Annotated in this window: 18 protein-coding genes; 4 read left to right on the forward strand and 14 right to left on the reverse strand. The window is 62.6% G+C overall.

Annotated elements, in window-relative coordinates:
• Positions 1–83: 83 nt before the first annotated feature.
• From ACFPQ5_RS01560 to xapA, 10 genes are all read right to left on the reverse strand, one after another.
• Positions 84–1,076: a DUF6708 domain-containing protein gene (locus ACFPQ5_RS01560; protein ID WP_379751228.1), complete on the reverse strand. Its 993-nt coding sequence runs from the start codon at positions 1,074–1,076 to the stop codon at positions 84–86.
• Positions 1,077–1,118: 42 nt separating this feature from the next.
• Positions 1,119–3,584: a T6SS effector BTH_I2691 family protein gene (locus ACFPQ5_RS01565; protein WP_379751230.1), complete on the reverse strand. Its 2,466-nt coding sequence runs from the start codon at positions 3,582–3,584 to the stop codon at positions 1,119–1,121.
• On the reverse strand, positions 3,581–4,471 hold the full coding sequence (locus ACFPQ5_RS01570; RefSeq protein ID WP_379751232.1) for a DUF4123 domain-containing protein: 891 nt from the start codon (positions 4,469–4,471) through the stop codon (positions 3,581–3,583). The genes ACFPQ5_RS01565 and ACFPQ5_RS01570 overlap by 4 nt, the downstream gene beginning before the upstream one ends.
• Before the next feature lie 11 nt (positions 4,472–4,482).
• Positions 4,483–7,227: a type VI secretion system Vgr family protein gene (locus ACFPQ5_RS01575; RefSeq protein ID WP_379751234.1), complete on the reverse strand. Its 2,745-nt coding sequence runs from the start codon at positions 7,225–7,227 to the stop codon at positions 4,483–4,485.
• A 180-nt stretch (positions 7,228–7,407) separates the two neighbouring features.
• Positions 7,408–7,812, reverse strand: coding sequence for a cytidine deaminase (locus tag ACFPQ5_RS01580; RefSeq protein WP_379751236.1), 405 nt, complete (start codon positions 7,810–7,812; stop codon positions 7,408–7,410).
• Between the two features lie 10 nt (positions 7,813–7,822).
• Entirely contained in the window at positions 7,823–9,145 is a 1,323-nt protein-coding gene (deoA, locus tag ACFPQ5_RS01585; RefSeq protein ID WP_379751238.1) for a thymidine phosphorylase, read from the reverse strand.
• A 157-nt stretch (positions 9,146–9,302) separates the two neighbouring features.
• Complete coding sequence (locus ACFPQ5_RS01590) at positions 9,303–11,681, reverse strand: aldehyde dehydrogenase family protein (protein WP_379751240.1); 2,379 nt, start codon at positions 11,679–11,681, stop codon at positions 9,303–9,305.
• A gap of 18 nt (positions 11,682–11,699) precedes the next feature.
• Positions 11,700–12,656 carry a deoxyribose-phosphate aldolase gene (gene deoC / locus ACFPQ5_RS01595; protein ID WP_379751242.1) on the reverse strand — a complete coding sequence of 319 codons (957 nt, stop codon included), beginning with the start codon at positions 12,654–12,656 and terminating at the stop codon, positions 11,700–11,702.
• The gene (locus tag ACFPQ5_RS01600) at positions 12,653–13,846 is read right to left on the reverse strand and encodes a phosphopentomutase (protein WP_379751244.1); all 1,194 of its coding nucleotides are present in this window, start codon (positions 13,844–13,846) and stop codon (positions 12,653–12,655) included. The genes deoC and ACFPQ5_RS01600 overlap by 4 nt, the downstream gene beginning before the upstream one ends.
• A gap of 12 nt (positions 13,847–13,858) precedes the next feature.
• Positions 13,859–14,704, reverse strand: a complete 846-nt coding sequence (xapA, locus tag ACFPQ5_RS01605) for a xanthosine phosphorylase (RefSeq protein ID WP_379751246.1) — start codon at positions 14,702–14,704, stop codon at positions 13,859–13,861.
• A 285-nt stretch (positions 14,705–14,989) separates the two neighbouring features.
• Between xapA and ACFPQ5_RS01610 the strand changes: the two genes are divergently transcribed.
• The 3 genes from ACFPQ5_RS01610 to ACFPQ5_RS01620 are packed head-to-tail and all read left to right on the forward strand — an operon-like array spanning position 14,990 to position 17,923.
• Complete coding sequence (locus tag ACFPQ5_RS01610) at positions 14,990–16,081, forward strand: carbohydrate kinase (protein ID WP_379751248.1); 1,092 nt, start codon at positions 14,990–14,992, stop codon at positions 16,079–16,081.
• A gap of 14 nt (positions 16,082–16,095) precedes the next feature.
• A complete protein-coding gene (locus ACFPQ5_RS01615) occupies positions 16,096–17,013 on the forward strand; it encodes a pseudouridine-5'-phosphate glycosidase (protein ID WP_379751250.1) in 918 nt (305 codons plus the stop codon).
• Positions 17,014–17,020: 7 nt separating this feature from the next.
• Positions 17,021–17,923, forward strand: coding sequence for a LysR family transcriptional regulator (locus ACFPQ5_RS01620; protein ID WP_379751252.1), 903 nt, complete (start codon positions 17,021–17,023; stop codon positions 17,921–17,923).
• Between the two features lie 159 nt (positions 17,924–18,082).
• On the opposite strand, the gene pcp is transcribed toward ACFPQ5_RS01620, so the two are convergent.
• From pcp to ACFPQ5_RS01635, 3 genes are read right to left on the reverse strand one after another with little or no spacing between them, the layout of a single operon-like run.
• Positions 18,083–18,721, reverse strand: coding sequence for a pyroglutamyl-peptidase I (pcp, locus tag ACFPQ5_RS01625; RefSeq protein WP_379751254.1), 639 nt, complete (start codon positions 18,719–18,721; stop codon positions 18,083–18,085).
• A 2-nt stretch (positions 18,722–18,723) separates the two neighbouring features.
• On the reverse strand, positions 18,724–19,680 hold the full coding sequence (locus ACFPQ5_RS01630; RefSeq protein WP_379751256.1) for a DUF979 domain-containing protein: 957 nt from the start codon (positions 19,678–19,680) through the stop codon (positions 18,724–18,726).
• Positions 19,677–20,369, reverse strand: coding sequence for a DUF969 domain-containing protein (locus ACFPQ5_RS01635; protein WP_379751258.1), 693 nt, complete (start codon positions 20,367–20,369; stop codon positions 19,677–19,679). The genes ACFPQ5_RS01630 and ACFPQ5_RS01635 overlap by 4 nt, the downstream gene beginning before the upstream one ends.
• A 162-nt stretch (positions 20,370–20,531) precedes the next feature.
• On the opposite strand from ACFPQ5_RS01635, the gene ACFPQ5_RS01640 reads away from it, so the two are divergent.
• Positions 20,532–21,695, forward strand: a complete 1,164-nt coding sequence (locus tag ACFPQ5_RS01640) for an NHL domain-containing protein (RefSeq protein ID WP_379751260.1) — start codon at positions 20,532–20,534, stop codon at positions 21,693–21,695.
• Between the two features lie 18 nt (positions 21,696–21,713).
• Here ACFPQ5_RS01640 and ACFPQ5_RS01645 read toward each other — a convergent pair whose 3' ends face one another.
• Complete coding sequence (locus ACFPQ5_RS01645) at positions 21,714–22,016, reverse strand: YciI-like protein (protein ID WP_379751262.1); 303 nt, start codon at positions 22,014–22,016, stop codon at positions 21,714–21,716.
• Positions 22,017–22,066 lie beyond the last annotated feature (50 nt).

Raw genomic sequence — 22,066 nt, forward strand, 5'->3', positions numbered from 1 at the left:
GCGACGTTTGCAAGAATTATTCTTCTTCGACGAAGAGACGGATGAATTTCCACGATTGCTGTGACGACAAGGAATCTTCCCACTCAACTGCGCGAAGGTATGCAGAAATAAACGTTCGCGTCCAATGCTGCTTTTGGAAATACAGCTGTTCGCTCACCGGTTGGAGTACCTTTGATCGCATATGGGTCATTAGGCTCAACCATACAGCTAGCCTCGACTTCGCTTGGCCATTGTGGGACTTTGCTCGTCCGCATAGCAATCCATCTAAACACGCTTACGCCCAAGCATAATGGAAACATGATCCAGTAAACTAGAAAAGGGGCTCCCGCAAAATTAGCGAATACTCGCTCCGCACCTACGCGGAATGCTTCCTTCCGTTTGTCGACAGGCATACAAAATTGTATTTGTTTTATCACATCTTGTGGGCCATCCTCCATATAACGTCGAATGAATTCCCAATGCGCGCGTACCAAATCCTTGGAAGAGTCGTTTGCGCCGCCCAGACCGGCATTTTCTGCATCGATCGAACCAACATAACTAAGAGCAAAAGTCTCGCGGACCGTTACCTTATCAGACTCCAGGATATGCCCACGAACTTCCCATTCATTCCACTGAGGCATATGTCCCAAAGTAAAAAATACAGCATCCCAGCGAACGGACGCTACCGTTCCATTTTTTCTGAATACGTACACCATCTGATTCTTCCGATCGAAACGTATTGGATAATGCGTATATGCAAATGCTTCTTTTTTCAGCAACCAAATGGCTGCAGCTATTACTGGAAAGATCATAATCGCGATAACTGTACAGATCCACCAGCCGTCGTTTGCAGGACGAAGATCAGATGGACTCGTCAGCGTCACGTACACTATTCCTAAGAATCCGCAAGCAAAAATTGTAATAACTATGATGGCAAAGGCCGTCAATATTCCCTTCCAACCAAACCATTTGTCAACCGATTCCAAATAACTCGAGTTTAGTTTAATAACGCTTAATTGATATTGCGGCTCGAGTGCAAGACGTTGGCCCTGCTTCAGATGATGGAGTTTCTCCTCATCATTAAGCAGTCGGTTCACTTTGTAGTCTCGAATTAGCCCAGAGAATTCCATACTTACCTTTCAGGATAAAGCAAGTTTAAGCTGTGCTTGTTCGGTATCGAAATCGAGGTAGCGTTGATTTGCTAGCTTCCCCCAAGGGCAACGTTCCAACCAATCCTGCACTGGATTATCTTTAATATTTTCGATAAGGATTCCGATACCGATTGCGAGCAAAACTAACAAACCAATTATCGGGATTGAAACCGAAAGAAGAATTGCTGCGCTGAGGGCCACCCCGACAATTGCTGATCCGATATAGCTAACAACAATCAATCCGCTCGATCCCTCTTGATATTCTTTGTAAGCTTTGTAGACATCTAACCCGGCCACAACCAATCCAGCACATAATCCGACACCCTTCCCCCCATGTTTTAGGAAATCTGCAAGCTTAGACGAAAATCCGTGCCCAAAGCGCATACCTAGATTTACCCGCCCAGCCAAGGCATGGCCTACTACCTCGGAAGTAGTTGCTGCAACCGCCACCATGCCGCTATATAATCGGGCACTCGCATCGAACTTTTCGTCTTTTAGACTTTTCGCCTCGTCCGATATCAATTTTGTTAAACATACTGCCTGCAAGATTCCTGTGACGACACCTGCACGAACGTCTGTGCTAATAACCTTCCGCCATCGACCCAAGTTGAGTGCTTCGACTGCTTCTGTAGTTTTGATACTCTTAGCTAAATAATCGTGACGCTGTTGCGGAGTTAATCCATCGGGCAGCTGGCTGACAAATTCCTTGTCAGCAATCATCAGCCAGCTTCTTTTTGTAGTACCACTCATCTGCTTGCCATGAACCTTTTGACGTTTTAACTCAATTGCAACGGCTCGTCTCAGCTGTTCCTCGTTGGCAGGCTGGCCGCTTAATTGAATGAGCTGTTTGGTCAGAAGCGTTACGAATTGTTTTTTTGTGCCGACGAGATCGCAAACAACGATCGGATGCCCAGATATCAATCCTGTCGCCATTACTGCGGCTCTGAAGCCTGAATTTCCGTCTATTACCTTATGAAATATTTTTGCTATCGAACTGCCTATCTGTGTAATAAGATGGGCTGTCACGTCCTGTGCCTGGGAGCTGATAGTACCGATAGCGAGAGTGGAAGCAGTAAAAACAGTATCCCAGGGCAACTGACGCAAATCGAAACCGACCGTAGTTGCGCTTTTAATTGCATCTTTAGTAATATTTTGATTAAGGATCATCGCACGTAACAAAATATTTTTTGAATCCGCGATATCGCCTTGAAGCCAGTCCTCGTACAAATCCGTACATGCTTTCTTGTCTTGTGTAGCAACTATGCACTGTGTAACCGTCTTTGTGAACACAACTCCCGATTCTGCGTTATGAGGATCATAATTACAGTCAAGATGATTGATGAGGAATATACTTTTCATCCAAGCGACGTGACTTAGAGCCAACGGGGCGATGAACTCTGCATCGAATGCTTGAAGTCTTCTGCTAAAGGACTCCTCCCAACGACGCCGCGCAGCATTATCAAATTTCTGGGCATACTTATTCCAACCATTATCTGAAGCATGCTTTAGCTCCGTTGGCGTAACATCACGAATTCTCTCCGATTGAGCACGAGTTGAAGCGGAAAACAAATGGCCGAGAGGGTTTTCTTGGATTTGCTGATCAGCGATCTGCTCTGCGGTAGCCATCTCAGCATCCTCCACCTGCTTACGCACCACCTCCTCAATCCGATCAATTGCATTACTTGCGGCCAAGTACCGCTTATTTTCAACGTTCTTCTCAGAAAATAAGAGTGCATTTCGCTTCATTAAGAAGGCCAATTCCTGTGCTATACCTACGGGGTCAGTTAGGGTGACAATCAATCCCCTGTCTGCACGTAGAACGTCACACTCACGCTTTAACCGTTCAGCCTGACCTTGGCGGGGAGTAAACTCGAACGGACTCCACTCGAAATTGGCTTTCGCCTGACTGGGAGCCATCGCATATTCTGCTATTTGAGCATCGACCTGCTTAATTGACTGGTGAGGAGTTTGGCGACCACTTAGCGCAGCCTTAATATCGATTTCGGTCATATGACGTTTGCGATAAGCAGCGTCTTCATTCGTCGTCCGAACAGCATCTGTCCATAACACATCGCTAAAACCAACCCATATCTTAGTCGCGTTCACAGGGTCGGACACGGTAATACAACTTGCTACAGCACGATGGCCCTCATCCGGACAATCAAACGGCTTCTTTGGCGTTATCGGCATGGCTCCAGACTGTTGCATCAATTTGAAGAGATAGCCGTCCGGCGTGACAAAGTAGGTGTCCCACCGTCGACGTGCTTCGTCGAATACATTCACATAACCACTGCGCAGGAGCCGCTTCGTGTAATGCGCCGCCCTGCTACTGAGCTCGATAGGCAAAGCTGGCACACGCGGCGCATCAGCTCCAGCCGGTGCCACTGCATCGCGCACCAATAACAAGGGCAAACCCCGCTTGTCACAAAATTCGCATTTCTTTGTACAAATCATAGTAGGCTTTCCTGCAGCATTTTTCGGGACTGTCGCAACTCATTCCACACCTGCTCCTCGAGCAAAGCGAGTCGATCGGGGAGGGTCGAGTCTTCGCCAAGGGCTGCGTCCGGCTTGATTGCCTGTATTACTACCGGATGTTGGTCGAACGCCGGATGGGTGGTGAGGCCACGTATGGCGAACTCCACTAGATCGACTTGCTCGACAAAGCCATGATGCTGAGCTGCGCGTTCGATCAATTGTTCAGCCAGCGCTCCGGAACTCGACAGCATGATGGGCTGCTGGATTCCAGCGCCATGCAATGCACGATTGATCAGTCCGATACGCTCAATTCGGGGCCAATCCCAGCGCGCCGGCCCTGCAAACGGCTCGACGTCAGCACGAGCTTGAGCACTGTTAGCGTCCTGCAAATCAAAATCGCGCTCCGCCTTAATCCATTCCCCGCCTATCCAGTAAGTGAACGTCACTGACAGTCCAAACAGATTCCTGCGCTGCGTCGGGTTCAATATGCGCAATAGCTGGTGCATTACCCGTGGGTCATGCAGGCGGAGCCATAGCTTGTGTCCTGGCTGTGGCTGTGCGACCTGCATCGAATTCCAATGACGCACCATCTCCCGTTCGCTGGCATTTGTTTTGATGAACAGTGCGACAGGTGGAGCTTGTGCGTTAGCACAGGCATTTTGGATAAATTTAGATAAGTCATTCAACTGCTGACCGCGTGCTCGGTTCAAATTGATCAACGTCGGCATTAAATGAGCGCTTGACGCAAGGTTATTCGGAACCAACCGTTGAGTGATCAGTCCATTGGGGAGAGGTTCTGCCATTGCTGCATCGGCCACGGCAAATGCGTGTTGGCGCATCACCTCAAGATTAAAAAGCTCGTTCATCGAATTCCCGATCAGGAAAAAGGGACCGTACTGTCGCCCGCAGCTGCAGCACCTGCTGCCCGGAATTCGCACAGCTTGAGGTCCCCAGGTTTCGGCATCGTTTTTTCGCCATTCGCACTTTGCGGCCCCGCTAACTCCTTCGCACTCGCCTTGAACTCAACCTTCCCCGGCGCATGCACCTCGATATTCCCGCCCTCAAGCTTGATGGACGCCCCCTGCGCCGTCAGCAGCACATGCTTCTTCGGCGCCGAGATCGCCACTGATTTCGTAACGCTCGCCACCGTCACGGTCTTGTCCGCAACAAGCGAAGTCGTACCCGACTGGCTCTGGCTACTGAGCTTGCCGCTGGCCGCATGCAGCTTGAGACCGACCTCCTGGTTCGGCTTTGTCTTGTTTCCAGCTTTGCCATAGGTGAACAGGCTGATGCCGCCCACAACCGCAGTAGCCGTGGAACCCTGAGCAACGAAGTTGATGTCCTGCCCCGCACTCAGGCTGGTGGTCGTTCCCGCCGCGAGGATCGCGTCGGCCGGCGTGGCGGTGACGATACCCGCAGGGCTGGACAGTTGCATGTGCGGCTCGCCATAGGCGATGGCATTGTTCTCAGCGGTCGCTATCACATCGGCGCTATGACGCACCTGTCCAAGCGCCGCCAGTTTTTCGGGCTCCGCTTCGTCCTTGAGCTTCGCATTGTGTTTCTGCGCCTGCGTCGCCAGCGCGACCTGCAGCTGGTGGCTTTCCTCGACTTGCGACACCGCCTCGCGTGCATCGAGTTGCGCGCCTGCGCCGCCATTGCGCGCGTCGGACGACAACAGCAAGCCTTGCCCGGCACGCAGCGCCGCACCGTGCGCGGTCTTGAGTTCGGCGGCAAAACCCGCGGGCTGCAGGCGTTCGTTGTCGCTCTGATGCCGCAACTGGCCCATATTCAGTTCGGCCATGCCATCGTGAGCCTTCGCATGCCGCTGCAATGCGACCCGCGACTGGCCGGAGGTATCGTCGAACACCAGCTGGCCGTACGCACCGGCACCGCCCTGACTGTCCGCCATCGCCTGTGACTTGAATCCCGACAGCACCGCCGGATGCGCATGGCCGCCGCCCTCGCCCGGGAACCATGCCGGCGCATTGCCCGTTGCCGCAGCCGCGCCGTGCGCCATCTGATTATGTTGCGCATCCTGCTGCCCGCGCCCGTTGTGCAGGCTGCCGATGACGACGGGGCGGTCGATGTCGCCCTCGATGAAGTCGACCAGCACTTCCTGCCCCACACGCGGCAGCATGTTGCTGCCCCAGTTGGCGCCGGCGAGCGGGGTTACGACGCGGACCCAGGTGCCGGACGCGCCGGCGTGGCCTTCCGGGTAGGGATGGGCCAGGCGGCTGTGGCTGGCGTCGCCGCGCTGCCAGTGGAACTGGATCTTGATGCGGTGATCGCGGTCGGTGTGGATCATTGCACCCGGCGGGCCGACCACGATCGCCGTCTGCTGGCCGCGCACCGTCGGACGCGGATGCAGGATGCGGCCGTGCGCATCGGTGCCGAGGCTGCGATAGGGAACGCGTGCGGGGATCGCGTCGATCCGGTTGCGGTACAGGGGCCGCGCGTCGCCGGAGAGGCTGAACTCGTCGGCAGCGCTCGACGCCACCGTCCCCTTCCCTAATAACCTGCCGATCGAACCCAGGACGTCCGCGCCCAGGTTGTTGTGCATCAGGTGCACAGTGCGCGTGATGAGGAAGCGGCGGTCGTCGTCGTGATCGGCCGCGTCGACGCTCGCATGGCCGTGCAGCGTGAAGGTGGTGCCGGGCGTGAAGCTGCGCACGGTGCCGGCCCCGACGTGCACCTGGCGCGAGGCCTCGAGAGCCTGCACCTGGTTGAGCGCGATGCGCTGGCCCTGCTCGCGCTTGGGCCAGGCATAGACGCCGGGCGCGTCGCGGCTCGTCAGCCCGGTCTCGCCTTGCAAACCCGCGGCATCGGCGCGGCGCTGGCGCACGGTGCGATAGTCCCAGCTACCCATCTCGATCGCATCCGTGCGCAGGCGCGATTCGATGCGCCAGCGGTCGATGCTGTCGGCGCGCATGACGGCGCCGGGACGGGTGAACTCGACCGCCGCTTGCGGGTTCGGCCGGAAGGCGCCGTTATGGTCCGCGACGACCAACGTGTGCGCGCCCAGCGACGGGCTGCCTGGCGCGCCCTCGTGCTCGAAAAAGTAGAACAGGCCCTCTTCGTGCATCAGGCGCTCGGCGAAGGCCAGGTCGCTCTCCTGGTATTGCGTGACGAGGCTGCGCTTCGGGTAGACGCGGCTGTTGGCCAGTTCGAAGCGCCAGGCGGGCGCCAGCCGGCCGCGCGCGGCCCAGGTTTTAAAGACGCTGTCGAGGATCTCGATCGTCGTCATGCCCTGGAAGATGCGGCTGTCCCGGCCGAAGGCGAGGAAGCGGGTCCAGGGTTCGATCGTGAGGACGTAGCGGGCGAAGCCGCCGTTGGCGCCGCTGATGTCGGCAGCGGTGACGTGGCCGTGAAACGCGCGCAGCTCGCCGCTGGTCGCCGTCAGCAGTTGCAGCAGGACCGGCTGCCCGATCAGGCTCCGCAAGGACAGGTGCGCATCGAGCGACAGGGCCTCGACCCTGAACGTGAACCCGGCGCTGATGGATTCCTCGCCACGCACGCATTCGGCCAGCAAGTCTTCGCCCAGCGGGGTCGTCAGCCTGAGCAGCCGCGTGTCCTGGGTAAAGCGATTGAAGGCTGCAAGGAGTGCGGGCACCTGCTCTGACATGTCTTCCCCTGTGATCGATCGTTGCGAATCGCGTTATGAGCGCATACAACATGCGATTACACGTCGAGATCACGGCTCGGCTGTTGAGGAAGATCAGCCGCCTTGCCAAGTGGCATGCAACAAAAAAGCGCTGCCACGTTTCCGTGTGCAGCGCTCGTATGGTCCAACGAGAGTAGGCGCTTACTTGTTCAAATCGCGTCCACCAAACGCGTTCGGCAGTTGCTCCGCCGCGGTCGTCTCGTAGACGTCGCCCTTCAGGTTGGTCAGCACGACCGGCAAGGCATTGCCGCCCAGTTCCAGCACGACCTGGCGGCAGGCGCCACAGGGAGCGATCGGACCGTCGGTCTGACCGATCACGGCCAGGGCCGTGAAGTCGCCCGGCTTGTAGCCGTGGGCGATGGCACTGAAGAAAGCGGTGCGCTCGGCGCAGTTGCACAGGCCATAGGAGGCGTTTTCGATATTACAGCCGCGGAAGATGCGGCCATCCTTGCATTCGAGGGCGGCGCCGACCTGGAAGTTCGAGTACGGCGTGTAGGCCAGCTCGCGCGCGGCTTTCGCTTCGGCGATCAGTTTTTCGTATTTCATGCCTGCCCTCTCACGGACGAATGGTACGGTGGATCATCGGCGCGGCAGCGGCCTTTTCGGCGCCGATCCGGTACGCTGCCTGCACCTGGCGTACGGCCTGCTCGGCTGCTTCCTGGGTACGCGCGTGGACCATCGCCAGCGGCTGGCCGACGGCGATCTGCTCGCCGAGTTCGACCAGGTTCGTCAGGCCGACGGCGAAGTCGATCGCATCCTGCGGACGCACGCGGCCGCCGCCCAGCGCGACGACAGCCAGGCCGAGGCCGCGGGTGTCGACGGCAGTGGCGTAACCGGCGCTCGGGGCCGGCACCGGCACAATGACCGGTGCGGTTTCGAGGTAGGCGTCCGGCTTGTCCATCAGGTCGGCCGGGCCGCCCAGTGCCGTCACCATGCGTGCGAAGCGTTCCGCCGCTTCGCCCGAGTCGAGGGCCGCCTGCAGCTTGGCCCGGGCTTGCTCGTCGTTCGAAGCCAGGCCGGAGATGACGAGCATCTCGGCGCACAGGGCCATCGTGACTTCGTGCAGGCGCGCCGGGCGTGCCTTGCCGGTCAGGTAGTCGATCGCGACGCGCACTTCGACGGCGTTGCCGGCGGCGTGGCAGAGCGACTCGTCCATGCCGGTGAGGATCGCCGAGGTGCGCGTGCCGGCGCCGTTGCCGACGCTGACGATGCTCTCCGCCAGCTCGACCGATTTCGCATAGGTCGGCATGAAGGCGCCATTGCCGACCTTGACGTCCATGACCAGCGCGTCGAGACCTGCCGACAGCTTCTTCGACAGGATCGAGCCGGTGATCATCGCCACCGATTCGACGGTCGCCGTGGTGTCGCGGATGCTGTAGAAGCGCTTGTCCGCCGGCGCCAGTTGCGCGGTCTGGCCGATGATGGCGACGCCGACTTCCTTGACGACCTTGCGGAACAGCTCGGGATCCGGGACGGTGCTGTAGCCCGGGATCGAATCGAATTTATCCAGCGTGCCGCCGGTGTGGCCCAGGCCGCGGCCCGAGATCATCGGCACGAAGCCGCCGCAGGCGGCGATCATCGGTCCGAGCATCAGCGAGACGACGTCGCCGACGCCGCCGGTCGAGTGCTTGTCGACCACCGGGCCGGGCAAGTTCATCGACTTCCATTCCAGGACCTGGCCGGAATCGCGCATCGCCAGCGTGAAGGCGACGCGTTCGTCCATGTTCATGTCGTTGAAGTAGACGGCCATAGCGAGGGCTGCGATCTGGCCTTCGGTAACGCTGCCGTCAGGGATGCCGCGGACGAAGAACTGGATTTCTTCGGCGCTCAGGATGCCGCCGTCGCGCTTTGTGCGGACGATTTCTTGGGGGAGGAACATGGCGTATTCGCCTCTCTACAATTCAAACATTCAAACGACGTAGGGTGGGCACTCTGTGCCCACGCGGTGATACGCGGCGGCGAGATCGTCGAACACGACAACGGAGCCCTTACGTATCACCGCGTGGGCACGGAGTGCCCACCCTACAAAATCAAAATCAAACGCCGTATGGAATCCAGACGTTCTTGACCTGGCTCGCATGCTGCAGCACGGTGCGGCCGCACGCCTGCTTCGCATCGAACCAGTCACGGCCCTTGCCGCCGCCGACCCAGGTGCGCTTCAAGGTCTCGGACGACAGGCGCTCGACTTCCGCGCAGCCTTCCGCCGAGCCGTCGTGACGCCACACGGCATCGACGTCGCCGTGCGTCGCCAGCGTGCGTGCCAGCTCGTCGGCCGAACCCGTGACGATGTTCAGCGCGCCGCCCGGCAGATCGGACGTATCCAGCACCTGGTACAGGTCGGTGGCCGACAGCGGGTAGGCTTCCGACGGAACGGCGACCACGCGGTTCCCCAGCGCCAGCGCCGGTGCGACCAGCGAGATGAAGCCCAGCAGCGGGTTCTCGTTCGGGCAGATCACGCCGATCACGCCGACCGGCTCGTTCAGCGCAACGGTGATGCCGTGCATCGGCGGCTGGTGGGCCTGGCCGTCGTACTTGTCGCACCAGGCTGCCCAGTAGAACAGGCGCTCGATCGAAGCGGCGACTTCGCGCTGCGGATCGCGCACGCCGGTCATGGCGGCCAGGCGGGCGGCGAATTCCTCGGCGCGGATCGCCAGGTTCTCGGCGATGTAGTACAGGACTTGCGCGCGGTTGTGCGCGGTCGCCTTGGACCAGCCGGCGGCTTTATGGGCGGCTTCGACGGCGTTGCGGATGTCCTTGCGGTTGCCCTCGCCGACGTCGGCCAGGAAGGCGCCGTTGGCGCCGTTGATCGCGCGGCTGTAGGCGCCGTCAGGGCGGGCCTGCTTGCCGCCGATGTACAGCTTGGCGGTGCGGTCCACGGCGAACGGGCTGCCGGCGTCCGAGGCCTTTACTTTGCCTTTTTCGGCCACGATCGGTGCCGCTGGACGCGCATCTTCCGACAGCGGCGTCAGGTACTCGTACATGCCTTCCTTGCCGCCTTCGCGGCCGAAGCCCGATTCCTTGTAGCCGCCGAAGCCGCAGGCTGCGTCAAACTGGTTGGCGGTGTTGATCCACACGACGCCGGCCTTGATTTGCGGCGCCACGTCCAGCGCCAGCGAGATCGATTCCGACCACACGCAGGCCGCCAGGCCGTAGACGGTGTTGTTCGCCAGTTGGACGGCTTCGCCTGGGGTACGGAAGCTCATCGCCACCAGCACCGGTCCGAAGATTTCGGTCTGGGCGACGGCGGCCGAAGTCGAGGCGCCGGTGATCAGGGTCGGCAAGTACCACGAGCCGGCGACGGGTGCTTCGCAGGCTGGCTGCCAGATTTCGCAACCCTCTGCGCGAGCCGCTTCGACCAGGCCGTGGATGCGCTGCTGCTGCACCGGATCGACCAGGGCGCCGATGTCGTTCGACTTATCGAGGGGCGAGCCGACGCGCAGGTTCTGCATGCGCGCCTTGACCTTGGCGATGAAGCGGTCATATACGGATTCCTGCACCAGCAGGCGCGAGCCTGCGCAGCAGACTTGGCCCTGGTTGAACCAGATCGAATCGACCAGGCCTTCGACGGCCGCGTCGAGATCGGCGTCGTCGAAGACGATGAACGGCGACTTGCCGCCCAGTTCCAGCGACAGCTTCTTGCCGCTGCCGGCGGTGGCTTTACGGATGATGCGGCCGACTTCGGTCGAACCGGTAAAGGCCAGCTTGTCGATGCCAGGGTGGTTGACGATGGCTTCGCCCACGCGGCCGTCGCCGGTGACGATGTTGACCACGCCCGCAGGCACGCCGGCCTGCTGGCAGATCTCGGCGAACAGCAAGGCAGTGAGCGAGGTGTACTCGGCCGGCTTGAACACGATGGTGTTGCCGGCGGCCAGCGCAGGCGCGATTTTCCACGCCAGCATCAGGACCGGGAAGTTCCACGGCACGATCTGGCCGACGACGCCGACGGCGCGGTAGTCGGCGAATTCTTCCGACTGCAGCTGTGCCCAGCCGGCGTGGTGGTAGAAGTGGCGCGCGGCCAGCGGCAGGTCGGCATCGCGGGTTTCGCGGATGGTCTTGCCGTTGTCGAGCGTTTCGAGCACGGCGAACAGGCGCGAGTGCTTTTGCAGCAGGCGCGCGATCGAATACATGACTTTCGCGCGGCCGTGGCCGCCCATGGCGACCCAGCCCGGCTGCGCGCGGCGCGCGGCTTCGACGGCGCGGTTGACGTCGTCGCTGGTAGCTTGCGTCACCTGCGCCAGTTCCGAACCGTCGGCCGGGTTATTGCTGGCGAAAGTCTCGGCGCCTTCGCTCCACGCGTTGTCGATGAACAGTCCAAAACGGCGTCCGTGCTGGTCCAGCCACGCTTGCGCTTCTTTGGTGCTCTCGGGTGCGGGGCCGTAATCCATAGTTTGCAGAATCTCTTTAATTGTTGGCATGACGAATCCGTTCGGTATTTAAGGTTGCGCGTGGCGGTGGGCGGCCGAGTAGGCGCCGGTCACGTAGTGCTCGAGCTGGCGCTCGATGTCGGTCATCAGGCTCGATGCGCCGATGCGGAACAGGTGCGGCTGCAGCCAGTCGTTGCCCAGCTCTTCCTTCATGACGGTCAGATACTGCAGGGCCGCCTTCGCAGTCGACACGCCGCCTGCAGGCTTGTAGCCGACCTGGAAGCCGGTCTGCTCGTAGTATTCGCGGATCGCGCGGGTCATCACCAGCGAGACCGGGATGGTGGCATTGACGCCTTCCTTGCCGGTCGAGGTCTTGATGAAGTCGGCGCCGGCCATCATGCAGACCCACGAGGCCTTGGCCACGTTGTCCAGCGTGACCAGGTCGCCGGTGGCGAGAATCGCTTTCACGTGGGCCTCGCCGCAGGCGGCGCGGTAGGCGACCATCTCGTCGTACAGCGCCTGCCAGTTACCGGTCAGGACGTGCTGGCGCGTGATGACGATGTCGATCTCGGTGGCGCCGGCGGCAACCGACAGTTCGATTTCGCGCAGCTTGGTTTCCAGGCTCGACAGGCCGGCCGGGAAGGCGGTCGACACGGCGGCGATCGGCAGGCGGCCCTGCAGGATTTTCACGGCAGGCTGAATCATCTCGTGGTACACGCAGACGGCGCCGGTGGTCAGCGATTCCAGGCCGAGGGCCTGCATCAGGTCGGCGCGCAGCGGGCGCATCGCCTTCATGCACAGGCGCTCCACGCGGCCCGGGGTGTCGTCGCCACCGAGGGTGGTCAGGTCCATGCACTGCACGGCGCGGATCAGCCAGGCGGCCTGGTATTCCTTTTTCACCGTGCGGCGATTGGCCAGGCTGGCGGCGCGGCGGTCGGCCGCATTGCGGTTGACCTTGATGTGGTTCACCCAGCCGAGGTCGAGGCCGACGGCGGTGTTACGTTTGAAGTCCAGGTTCTGGGTCATAGCAGTGCGGTTCCGTTGGAGAGAGGTTTGACGCCGAGGTGCTTTGCCAAAGTGGCGCCGATGTCGGAGAAAGTAGTCGCGGTCGGCAGTTCCTGCGGCTTGACGTTCGGGCCGAAGAAGATCATCGGGATGTGTTCGCGGGTGTGGTCCGAACCTGGCGCGGTCGGGTCGCAGCCGTGGTCGGCGGTGATCACGACCAGGTCGCCGTCCTTCAGTTTCGCCATGAACTCCGGCAGGCGCGCGTCCAGCTCGTGCAGCGCGTTCGAGTAACCGGCAACGTCGCGGCGGTGGCCGAAGTGCATGTCGAAGTCGACGAAGTTCACGAAGGAGAGCGACTTCGACGGGGCTTCGTCGGCCACTTCCAGCAGGCGGTCGAACAGCGCCATGTTGTCCGGGCCTTTTACGAGGCGAGTCACGCCCTGGGCCGCGAAGATGTCGCTGATCTTGCCGAGAGCGATGACTTCGCCGCCGTCGTTCTTGACGTGGTCGAGCAGCGTCGGCGCGGTTGGCGGGACTGCATAATCGTGACGATTCGAAGTGCGCTTGTACTTGCCGTTCGCACCGAGGAAAGGACGCGCGATCACGCGGCCGATGTTGTAGGGCTTGACCAGTTCATAGGCCGCTTCGCAGACTTCGTACAGGCGCTCGAGGCCGAAGCTCTCTTCGTGCGCGGCGATCTGCAGCACCGAGTCGGCCGAGGTGTACAGGATCGGCTTGCCGCTGGCGACGTGTTCGTCGCCCAGCTCGTCGATGATGGTGGTGCCCGAGGCGTGGCAGTTGCCCAGCCAGCCCGGCACGCCGGTCAGTTCCTGCAGTTTATCGGTCAGCTCTTGCGGGAAGGACGGCACGGTCTTCGGGAAGTAGCCCCAGTCGAACAGCACCGGCACGCCGGCGATTTCCCAGTGGCCGCTCTGCGTGTCCTTGCCGGTCGACTGTTCGCGCGCGACGCCCCAGGCGCCGGTAAAACCTTCGCGCTGATTGAAGCCGGCGGCCCACTCGCCGCTGGCCTTGTGCGCGGCCGCCGCGAGGCCCAGGCGCTCCAGATTCGGCAGCGACATCGGCTTGCCCTCTTTCGCAGCCCACTCGGCGATGTGGCCAAAGGTGTTGGCGCCCGTGTCGCCGTATTTGTCGGCGTCGGGCAGCGCGCCCAGGCCGAAGGAGTCCAGCAGGAGGATGAATGCGCGTGACATGGAAGTCCTCGGTTATTGAGCAGCCGCGCGTGGAATCGACGCCAGGCGCTCGGTGAACGAATGGATCAGGGTGACCAGGTCTTTCGCCGCGATCGCCGCGTACTTCAGGGTCTGCTCGTGCGACAGCGGGAACGGCGACAGGCCTTCGGCCAGGTTCGTAATGGCCGAGATGCCGACCACTTTCAGGCCGCAGTGGCGTGCCGAAATCACTTCCGGCACCACCGACATGCCGACGACATCCGCGCCCATCGTCTTGAATGCGCGGATTTCGGCGGCGGTCTCGAAGTTCGGGCCCGGCGCGGCCAGGTACACGCCTTCGGCGATGGTGATGCCCTTCGCTGCTGCGGTTTCCTTGACCAGCGCGCGCAGGTCGGCGTCGTAGGCGTTGGCCATGCTGAAGAAGCGCGGGCCGAAGCGGTCGTCGTTCGGGCCGGCCATCGGGCTGCCCGGCAGCAGGTTGATGTGATCCGACAGGACCACCACGCTGCCGGCGTCGACTTCGGTGCGCAAGGAACCTGCGGCATTCGTCACCAGCAGCATCTCGCAGCCCAGCAGTTTGAAGGTGCGCACGGCCGAGGTCATGACATTGGCGCCATAGCCTTCGTAGAAGTGGCCGCGGCCCTTCATGCACACGACCGGCACGCCGGCCAGCGTACCCAGCACCAGTTCGCCCGCGTGACCGTGCACAGTGCTGATCGGGAAGCCCGGCAGTTCGCTGTAGCTGATCGACACGGCATCCTCCATCTGCTCGGCGAGCACGCCGAGGCCGGAACCGAGGATCATCGCCACACGCGGCTCGAACCCTGGCTTACGGGCGCGAATGATCTCGGCGGCTTCGAATGGGGTATTGCTGGACATGAGGTTTCCTTCTATGAATCTGGAGTGGGAGCTTGGTGCGGGCTGTACTGTTGGAGCGGCCCGGCGTCGCAGAACGGACGCAGATAAGCCAAAAATTATTATAACTATGCATTATCGCGGATATGTATGGCAAATACCATTTCTCTTGCTCATTTATATCGCTGGCGACTAAATGGCTGAGATGGTCGTTGGCATCCTCCGACAGCTGCCCTGGCGTCAATACCGGTTGACTCGAACCAAACATTTGTCTAGCATGGACAAACATTTGTTTAATCTTGAGCCGCCGTGACCGACTTGTCGAAAAAAGAACAGTTATACGAGCTGATCCGCGCCAATCCCTTCATCGCGCAGAACGAGCTTGCCAGCGAACTGAATTTGTCGCGTTCGGCCGTGGCCAACTACATCGCCACTCTGGTGCGCGAGCGGCGCCTGCTCGGGCGTGCCTACGTGCTGCCAAGCGCGCGCCCGATCCTGTGCATCGGCGCGGCCAACCTGGACCGCAAGCTGCGCGCCGCCGGTCCGCTGGCGATGGGCAGCTCCAATCCCGCCAGCGCGGTCGAATCCTTCGGCGGCGTGGCGCGCAACATTGCCGAGAACCTGGCGCGGATGGGCGCGAAGGTCGGCCTGATCACGGCGGTCGGCAGCGACTCCTCCGGCAGCGCCCTGCTCGCCCATGCCGACGGCGCCGGCATCGACACCCACGGCGCCTTGAAACTGGACGATGCCGCCAGCGGCACCTACACCGCGGTGCTCGACAGCGACGGCCAGATGGTCGTCGCGCTGGCCGACATGGCCCTCTATGACCGCATCACGCCGAGCTTGCTCGAGCTGCGCCGCCAGCAGCGCGCCGGCGCTTCGCTGATCGTGGCCGACCTGAACCTGAACCGCGAGGCCATCGAAACGCTGCAGATTGACGCCGCGCGCGATGGCGTCGATCTCGTCATCGTCGCCGTCTCGGAACCGAAGATGAAGCGCCTGCCGGAATCGCTGCAGGGCGTGCGCCTGCTGATCCTCAACCGCGGCGAACTGGCCGCGCGGCTGGGACGCACGCTGGACAGCGACGACGAACTGGCCGCCGCCTGCCGCGACCTGCAGGCGCAAGGCGCACGGGACGTCGTCGTTACCCTGGGCCCCCGTGGCGTGCTGTTCACGACGCCGAGCGGCGTCGAGCGGCTGGACGCGCCGCCGGCGCAGGTCGTCGACGTCACCGGCGCCGGCGACGCCTTTTCCGCCGCCGTGTGCCTGTCGCTGCAAGGCGGCGACGCCGACCTGGCGCTGGCCTGCCGCCGCGGCCTGGAACTGGCTTCGATGACCATCGCCTGCCGCGAGACGGTCTGTCCGCAACTGACGCCCGAGACCTTCGGCGCCCTTATCTAAGTACTGGAACCATCATGCACTCCTTCCTGCTGTTTTCTCCTGAAGTGGCCGCCGCGCGCAACGCCGGCCGTCCCATCGTCGCGCTCGAGTCGACCATCATCTCGCACGGCATGCCCTACCCGCAAAACGTGCAGACCGCGCGCAAGGTCGAACAGATCATCCGCGACGCCGGCGCCGTTCCCGCGACAATCGCCATCATGGACGGCAAGATCTGCATCGGCCTCTCCGACGAGCAGCTCGAAACCCTCGGCACCGCATCGAACGCCATTAAAGTGAGCCGGCGCGACCTGGCCTACGTGCTGTCGCAGCGCCTGCTGGGCGCGACCACCGTGGCCGCGACCATGATCTGCGCGCAGCTGGCCGGCATCGAAGTCTTCGTCACCGGCGGCATCGGCGGCGTGCACCGCGGCGCCGAAACGAGCTTCGACATCTCGGCCGATTTGCAGGAATTGGCGCAGACCAGCGTCGCCGTGGTCTGCGCCGGCGTGAAGTCCATTCTCGACATCGGCCTCACGCTCGAATACCTGGAAACCCACGGCGTGCCGGTGCTGAGCGTCGGCCAGCCCGGCTTCCCCGCCTTCTTCACGCGCGAATCGGGCTTCAATGCCGACTTCCAGATCGACAGCGCGGAAGACCAGGCCGGCTTCATCCGCACCAAGTGGCAGCTCGGCCTGCAGGGCGGCGTCGTGGTCAGCAATCCGGTGCCGGCGGAGTCGGCGATGCCGAAGGAAGAGATCGACCGCATCACCGAACAGGCCTTGCAGGAAGCCGATCAGCAAGGCGTCAGCGGCAAAAAAGTGACTCCATTCCTGCTGGCGCGCATCAAGGAACTGACCGAAGGCCGCAGCCTGGCCACCAACATCGCGCTGGTCGAACACAACGCCCTGGTCGGCGCGCGCCTGGCCGTCGCACTGAACGCACAGCCTGCATAAAGCACTTATGTCGATCGACCTGAAACAGCTGAAATACTTCCTCGCCGTGGCCGAGGAAAAAAGCTTCAGCCGCGCCGCCGAGCGCCTGCACATCTCGCAGCCGCCGCTGTCCCAGCAAATCATGAAGCTGGAAGCGGAACTCGGCGTGCGCCTGTTCGCGCGCACCACGCGCAGCTTCGAGCTGACCGTGGCCGGCAAGGCGCTGATGGCGGAAGCCTCGGACCTGCTGGGCCGCATGCGCATGACGATCGACACCATCCGCCAGATCGACCGCGGCGAAGTCGGGCGCCTGCGCGTGGGCATCGTCGGTTCGGCGATGTGGGGGCCGATCCCCAGTTTGCTGGAACGCTTCCAGAGCGAGTTCCCGAAGGTGACCTGGACCATCCACGAACTCGGCCCGGACGAACAGTTCGAGGCGCTGCGTTCGAAGCAGATCGACGTCGGCTTCTGGCGCGAGCCGCGCCTGGACGAGGAAGCGTTAAAGGCGGCGCACCTGCACCAGGAACTGTGCTTCCGCGAGAACGTCTGCGTGGCCGTGCACAAGCAGCACCCGCTGGCTGCGCGCGAAGCGATCGACCTGCTCGACATCGCCAACGAACCGATGCTGACCCTGCACCTGAGCCAGTCGGCCGAGCCGCGCTATCTGATCCAGTGCTGCGTGAATGCGGGCTTCCAGCCGCAGATTTTCCAGGAAGCGGCCGAGCCGCAGACGCTGCTGGCCATGGTGGGCGCGGGACTGGGCGTGGCGCTGATGCCGGAGACGACCAGCCGGATCGGCTGGCCGGGTGTGGTGTTTGTGCCGATCGTGAAGAATACGCCGTCGGCGAATTTGTATATCACGTATCCGAGCCAGGACGATGCGCCCGTTGTGCGGGCGTTCCTGAAGATCCTGAATCCGGACGGGGGTTGATTTGGGTTGGCGGCATGCTTTTCATGGCGATGCTGGCGTGCCGCGATTCGTAGGGTGGGCTCTGCCCACGCGGTTCGGCGGTCGATATGCGATTACGTTTTCGTCAGCCGTCGCCACAGATCAGGCGGTGATACCGCGTAGACGGAGTCCACCCTACAATTAATGGGTTGCGCCTTCCACCTCAACTTGCGCGCTGCTACCCCGTACGGCCACTTCGACCGCCGCTTTCAATCCCTCGACGATCTCGGAAAGCGCCATCGACGGTGCGCCGTCTGGCGCCTGCTCCGGCAGGTACGGCACATGAATGAACCCGCCCATCACCGCCCTCTCCTGCACGTGATGCATCAACCCATAAAACACGTGATTGCACACGAAGGTCCCCGCCGTCTGCGACACCGACGCTTTTAAGCCGCGCTCGCGCATCGCACCCACGATCGCCTTCACCGGCAGCGACGCGAAATAGGCGGCGGGACCGTCTGATGCGATCGCCGCATCGACCGGCTGCTGCCCGCCGTTGTCCACGATCGGCGCATCGTCGACGTTGATCGCGACCCGCTCCACCGTCAGGTCCGCACGCCCGCCGGCCTGGCCGACGCAGATCACGACGTCGGGCTTGATCTCGTCCACGGCGCCGCACAGCACCCGGTTGGCCTGGCCGAAGACGCAGGGCAGCTGCAGCACTTCGACCAGGAAGTCGCCGTCCACCCAGCCTTTGAGCGCGCGCACCGCCTCCCAGGCCGGGTTGATCGTCGCGCCGTTGAAGGGCTCGAAGCCAGTCAGCAAGACAGTCTTTTTCATCGCTATCGATTCATCAGGAAGTAGAGGAGGACGATGTTCGCCGCCAGCAGCGGCAGCGCGGTCGGAATCTGCGCCTTGATCACCGCGTTTTTGTCAGGCAACTCCAGGAGCGCCGCGGGGACGATATTAAAGTTCGCCGCCATCGGCGTCATTAATGTGCCGCAATACGCGCTGAACATGCCGATGGCAGCCATGACAGCAGGATCGGCCCCGTATTGTCCAACCAGCACGGGTACGCCGATGCCGCCGGCGATTACCGGAAAGGCGGCAAAGCCATTGCCCATGATGACGGTGAACAGCGCCATGCCGATGCAATACAGGGCCACGGCCGCCAAACGCGAATCGACCGCGAACCAGGACGTCGTCACCTGCGCCACCGCCTTGCCGACGCCCGCCTCGGCGAACAGCAGGCCGAGCACGGCCAGCATGTGCGGCAAGGTCACCGCCCAGCTCATCGCGTCGACCAGGCGGCGCGCCTCGCGCAGGCCCTGTACCGGGCTGGCGCGCGTGAGCCAGCAGGCCGCCCCCAGCGCCAGCAGGGCCGCCAGGCCCAGGCAGGAGAGGGTCAGGTGCGCCTTGTCGAACAGGGCGAATGAGCCGATGTGCACGTCCTTCAGCAAGGTTGCGCCCAGCACGGTCACGAGCGGAATCACCAGCGCCGGCAGGAACAGACGGTTGCCGAGACGGGCGGCGCTGGCGCGGCGTTCGCCGTCGGGCAGCGTGCCGTGCCGGCCCGGCTTGACGAGACCGCAGCCGGCCAGCAGCGCCATCGCGATCATCAGCGCCCCGGCCAGCGCCGGCGCCATGTAGTCGCCCACCAGGTAGACCGCCGCATACAATCCCCAGAACAGGCTGGAAGTAAGGCGGCGCGGATGGTCGCGGTCCAGGGCCGTGAGCAGCGCGACAAAGCCCAGCAGCAGGCCGACCAGCACATACAGGAAGCCGAGCGAAAAGATCACTTGCTTGCCCCTTCGCGGCGGATGGCGGCATCTAACCGGCGCAAATTCCAGCTGTGGATCACGAAGGCGCACACCGCCGTCGGGATGCCCCACAAGGCCATGCGCAGCGGATCGACCTCGATGCCTTCGGCGCGCAGGATGGTCTGCATCAGCACGATGGCGCCGAAAGCGACAAAAATATCCTCGCCGAAGAACAGGCCGACGTTGTCGGTGGCTGCCGCCATCGCGCGGATGCGGTGGCGCAGCGCCTCCGAGATGCTGCCGTTGCGCGCCTCGGCCGCGCCTTCGGCCAGCGGCGCAACCAGCGGGCGCACCATCGAGGGCTGCCCGCCCAGGCTCGTCAAACCGGCCGCCGCCGACACTTCGCGCAGGAACAGGTACACGATCAGGAGGCGCCCGGTCGTGGCCGAGCGGATCTTCGCGATGCTGGCCATCGCATGCTCCTTCAGGCCGAAGCGCTCGAGCAGCCCGATCGCCGCCAGCGGCAGCAGCAATACCAGCGGCAGGTTGCGCGTCTTGATGAAGGCGGTGCCGAGCGACTCGAGCACCTGCATGACCGGCATCGCGGCCGCGGCCCCGGTCACGCCGCAGGCGGCGACCACCACCAGCACGGGATTGGCGCGCAGCAGGAAGCCGGCGGCGATGACGGCCACGCCCAGTAGCGGCCACAGGTTGACGGTGGTGTGCATGCCCTCTCCGGCTCGATTGCTCAGTTGCTCAGTTGCTCAGTTGCTAAACGGGAAGTGTAACCGAAGCCCGCGCACGCTTGATCGCGCTCATGCTTTGCGCGACCCTGTTCTCTAATCTCGGGACATAAACGGCAGCCAAGCTGCCACCCACAAGGAGACACCATGCGCCTGCCCGCCTTCTTTTCACTCCTGCGCCGCTTCGCCAGACAACTGGGGCCGATCCTCCTGTGCACCACGCTGGCCGCCTGCGGCGGCGGCGTCGCAATTGGTCTCGGTTACTACGACGACGACTTCGACGACGATCACCACGACAAACCCGATCGTCCGACCCTCGAAACCGGCATCTTCCTGGTCGCCGGCGACCTGTGTCCGACCTGCGGCGGCTCGCTCGACGGCACGGGATCAAAGGCGCGCTTCGACGCGCCCGAAGGCATCGTCAACGCCCCGGACGGCAACCTGTACGTCGCCGAAAAGAACAGCGCGACGATCCGCCGCGTTTCGCCCCAGGGCGTCGCGACGACCTTCGCCGGCAGCGTGGGCGCCATCGGCAGCCAGGACGGGGCCGGAAACGCCGCGCGCTTCAACACGCCGACCCGGCTCGAGGCCGACGCCGAGAGCAATCTGTACGTGACCGATACCGGCAACTCCCTCATCCGCCGGATCAGCGCCGCCGGCGCCGTCACCACGCTGGCCGGCGCGGCGGGCCAGTGCGGCAGCGCGGATGGCGACGCCCGCAACGCCCGCTTCTGCTCGCCCCAGGGCATCGCCATCGACCGCCAGGGCAACCTCTACGTGGCCGATACCCTGAACCACACGATCCGGCGCATCGACCGCGCCAACGTGGTCACGACCATTGCAGGCACGCCCGGCGCCTGCGGCGGCAGCGATGGACGGGGCAGCGCGGCGCGCTTCTGCGAGCCGCAGGACATCGAGGTCGACAATGCCGGCTACGTGTACGTGGCCGACACCGGCAATTCGACGATCCGCGAAATTGCACCGAATGGAGAGGTGCGCACGATCGCCGGCGCGGCGGGACAATGCGGCAGCGCCGACGGCGTCGAGGGCAACGCGCGCCTGTGCCGTCCGGCCGGACTGGCCCTCGACGGCAACGGCAGCCTGTTCGTGGCCGATACAGGCAACGGCACCATCCGGCGCATCAGCACCTCGAACGCCGTCAGCACGGTGATCGGTGTGCCCGGCAGCCAGAACAACGTGCTCGGCCCCCTGCCCGGCGGCCTGAATGCCCCGCGCGGCATCGCGGCGTTCGGGGCCGGCGCGCTGGCCGCGACCACGCAGAACCTGGTGCTGAAGCTGGTGCCGCGCTGAGGGCGGCGCGCAGCGGAATTAAGCCGGCCGCACCGGCGTGGTGGCCAAGTCGCCCACCACCGTGTTCCATGGGCGCACATGGAAGGCGCGCACCAGGCCATGGGTGACGTACGGATCCTTCGCGGCGAACAGCTGCGGGACTTCCGGACTGTCGCAATCGAAGACCAGCAGCGCGCGGTCGGCCGGTTCGCCGAGTGCGCCGGCCAGCACGATGTCGCCGCGTTCCTGCGCTTCCCAGGCCAGTTTGAGGTGCTCGTCGCGAAATTCCGGGCGGCGCTCGAGGTAGTCGGGCGCAAGGTCATAGGTGAGCAAGTAATGCACGGCGGTTCCTTCATTATTGAATGGACAATGATTCCGACCATGTTACCCGA

Origin of the sequence: Massilia suwonensis, from assembly GCF_042655665.1 — a bacterium.
GTDB lineage: Bacteria > Pseudomonadota > Gammaproteobacteria > Burkholderiales > Burkholderiaceae_D > Telluria > Telluria suwonensis.

What these genes read in the sequence shown, in the direction of transcription:
- ACFPQ5_RS01600 (WP_379751244.1), bottom strand. Translation starts at nt 13,846, where the DNA reads ATGTCACGCGCATTCATCCTCCTGCTGGACTCCTTCGGCCTGGGCGCG.
- deoC (WP_379751242.1), bottom strand. Translation starts at nt 12,656, where the DNA reads ATGACCCAGAACCTGGACTTCAAACGTAACACCGCCGTCGGCCTCGAC.
- xapA (WP_379751246.1), bottom strand. Translation starts at nt 14,704, where the DNA reads ATGTCCAGCAATACCCCATTCGAAGCCGCCGAGATCATTCGCGCCCGT.
- ACFPQ5_RS01620 (WP_379751252.1), top strand. Translation starts at nt 17,021, where the DNA reads ATGTCGATCGACCTGAAACAGCTGAAATACTTCCTCGCCGTGGCCGAG.
- ACFPQ5_RS01580 (WP_379751236.1), bottom strand. Translation starts at nt 7,812, where the DNA reads ATGAAATACGAAAAACTGATCGCCGAAGCGAAAGCCGCGCGCGAGCTG.
- ACFPQ5_RS01615 (WP_379751250.1), top strand. Translation starts at nt 16,096, where the DNA reads ATGCACTCCTTCCTGCTGTTTTCTCCTGAAGTGGCCGCCGCGCGCAAC.
- ACFPQ5_RS01635 (WP_379751258.1), bottom strand. Translation starts at nt 20,369, where the DNA reads ATGCACACCACCGTCAACCTGTGGCCGCTACTGGGCGTGGCCGTCATC.
- ACFPQ5_RS01565 (WP_379751230.1), bottom strand. Translation starts at nt 3,584, where the DNA reads ATGATTTGTACAAAGAAATGCGAATTTTGTGACAAGCGGGGTTTGCCC.
- ACFPQ5_RS01570 (WP_379751232.1), bottom strand. Translation starts at nt 4,471, where the DNA reads ATGAACGAGCTTTTTAATCTTGAGGTGATGCGCCAACACGCATTTGCC.
- pcp (WP_379751254.1), bottom strand. Translation starts at nt 18,721, where the DNA reads ATGAAAAAGACTGTCTTGCTGACTGGCTTCGAGCCCTTCAACGGCGCG.
- ACFPQ5_RS01640 (WP_379751260.1), top strand. Translation starts at nt 20,532, where the DNA reads ATGCGCCTGCCCGCCTTCTTTTCACTCCTGCGCCGCTTCGCCAGACAA.
- ACFPQ5_RS01575 (WP_379751234.1), bottom strand. Translation starts at nt 7,227, where the DNA reads ATGTCAGAGCAGGTGCCCGCACTCCTTGCAGCCTTCAATCGCTTTACC.
- deoA (WP_379751238.1), bottom strand. Translation starts at nt 9,145, where the DNA reads ATGTTCCTCCCCCAAGAAATCGTCCGCACAAAGCGCGACGGCGGCATC.
- ACFPQ5_RS01590 (WP_379751240.1), bottom strand. Translation starts at nt 11,681, where the DNA reads ATGCCAACAATTAAAGAGATTCTGCAAACTATGGATTACGGCCCCGCA.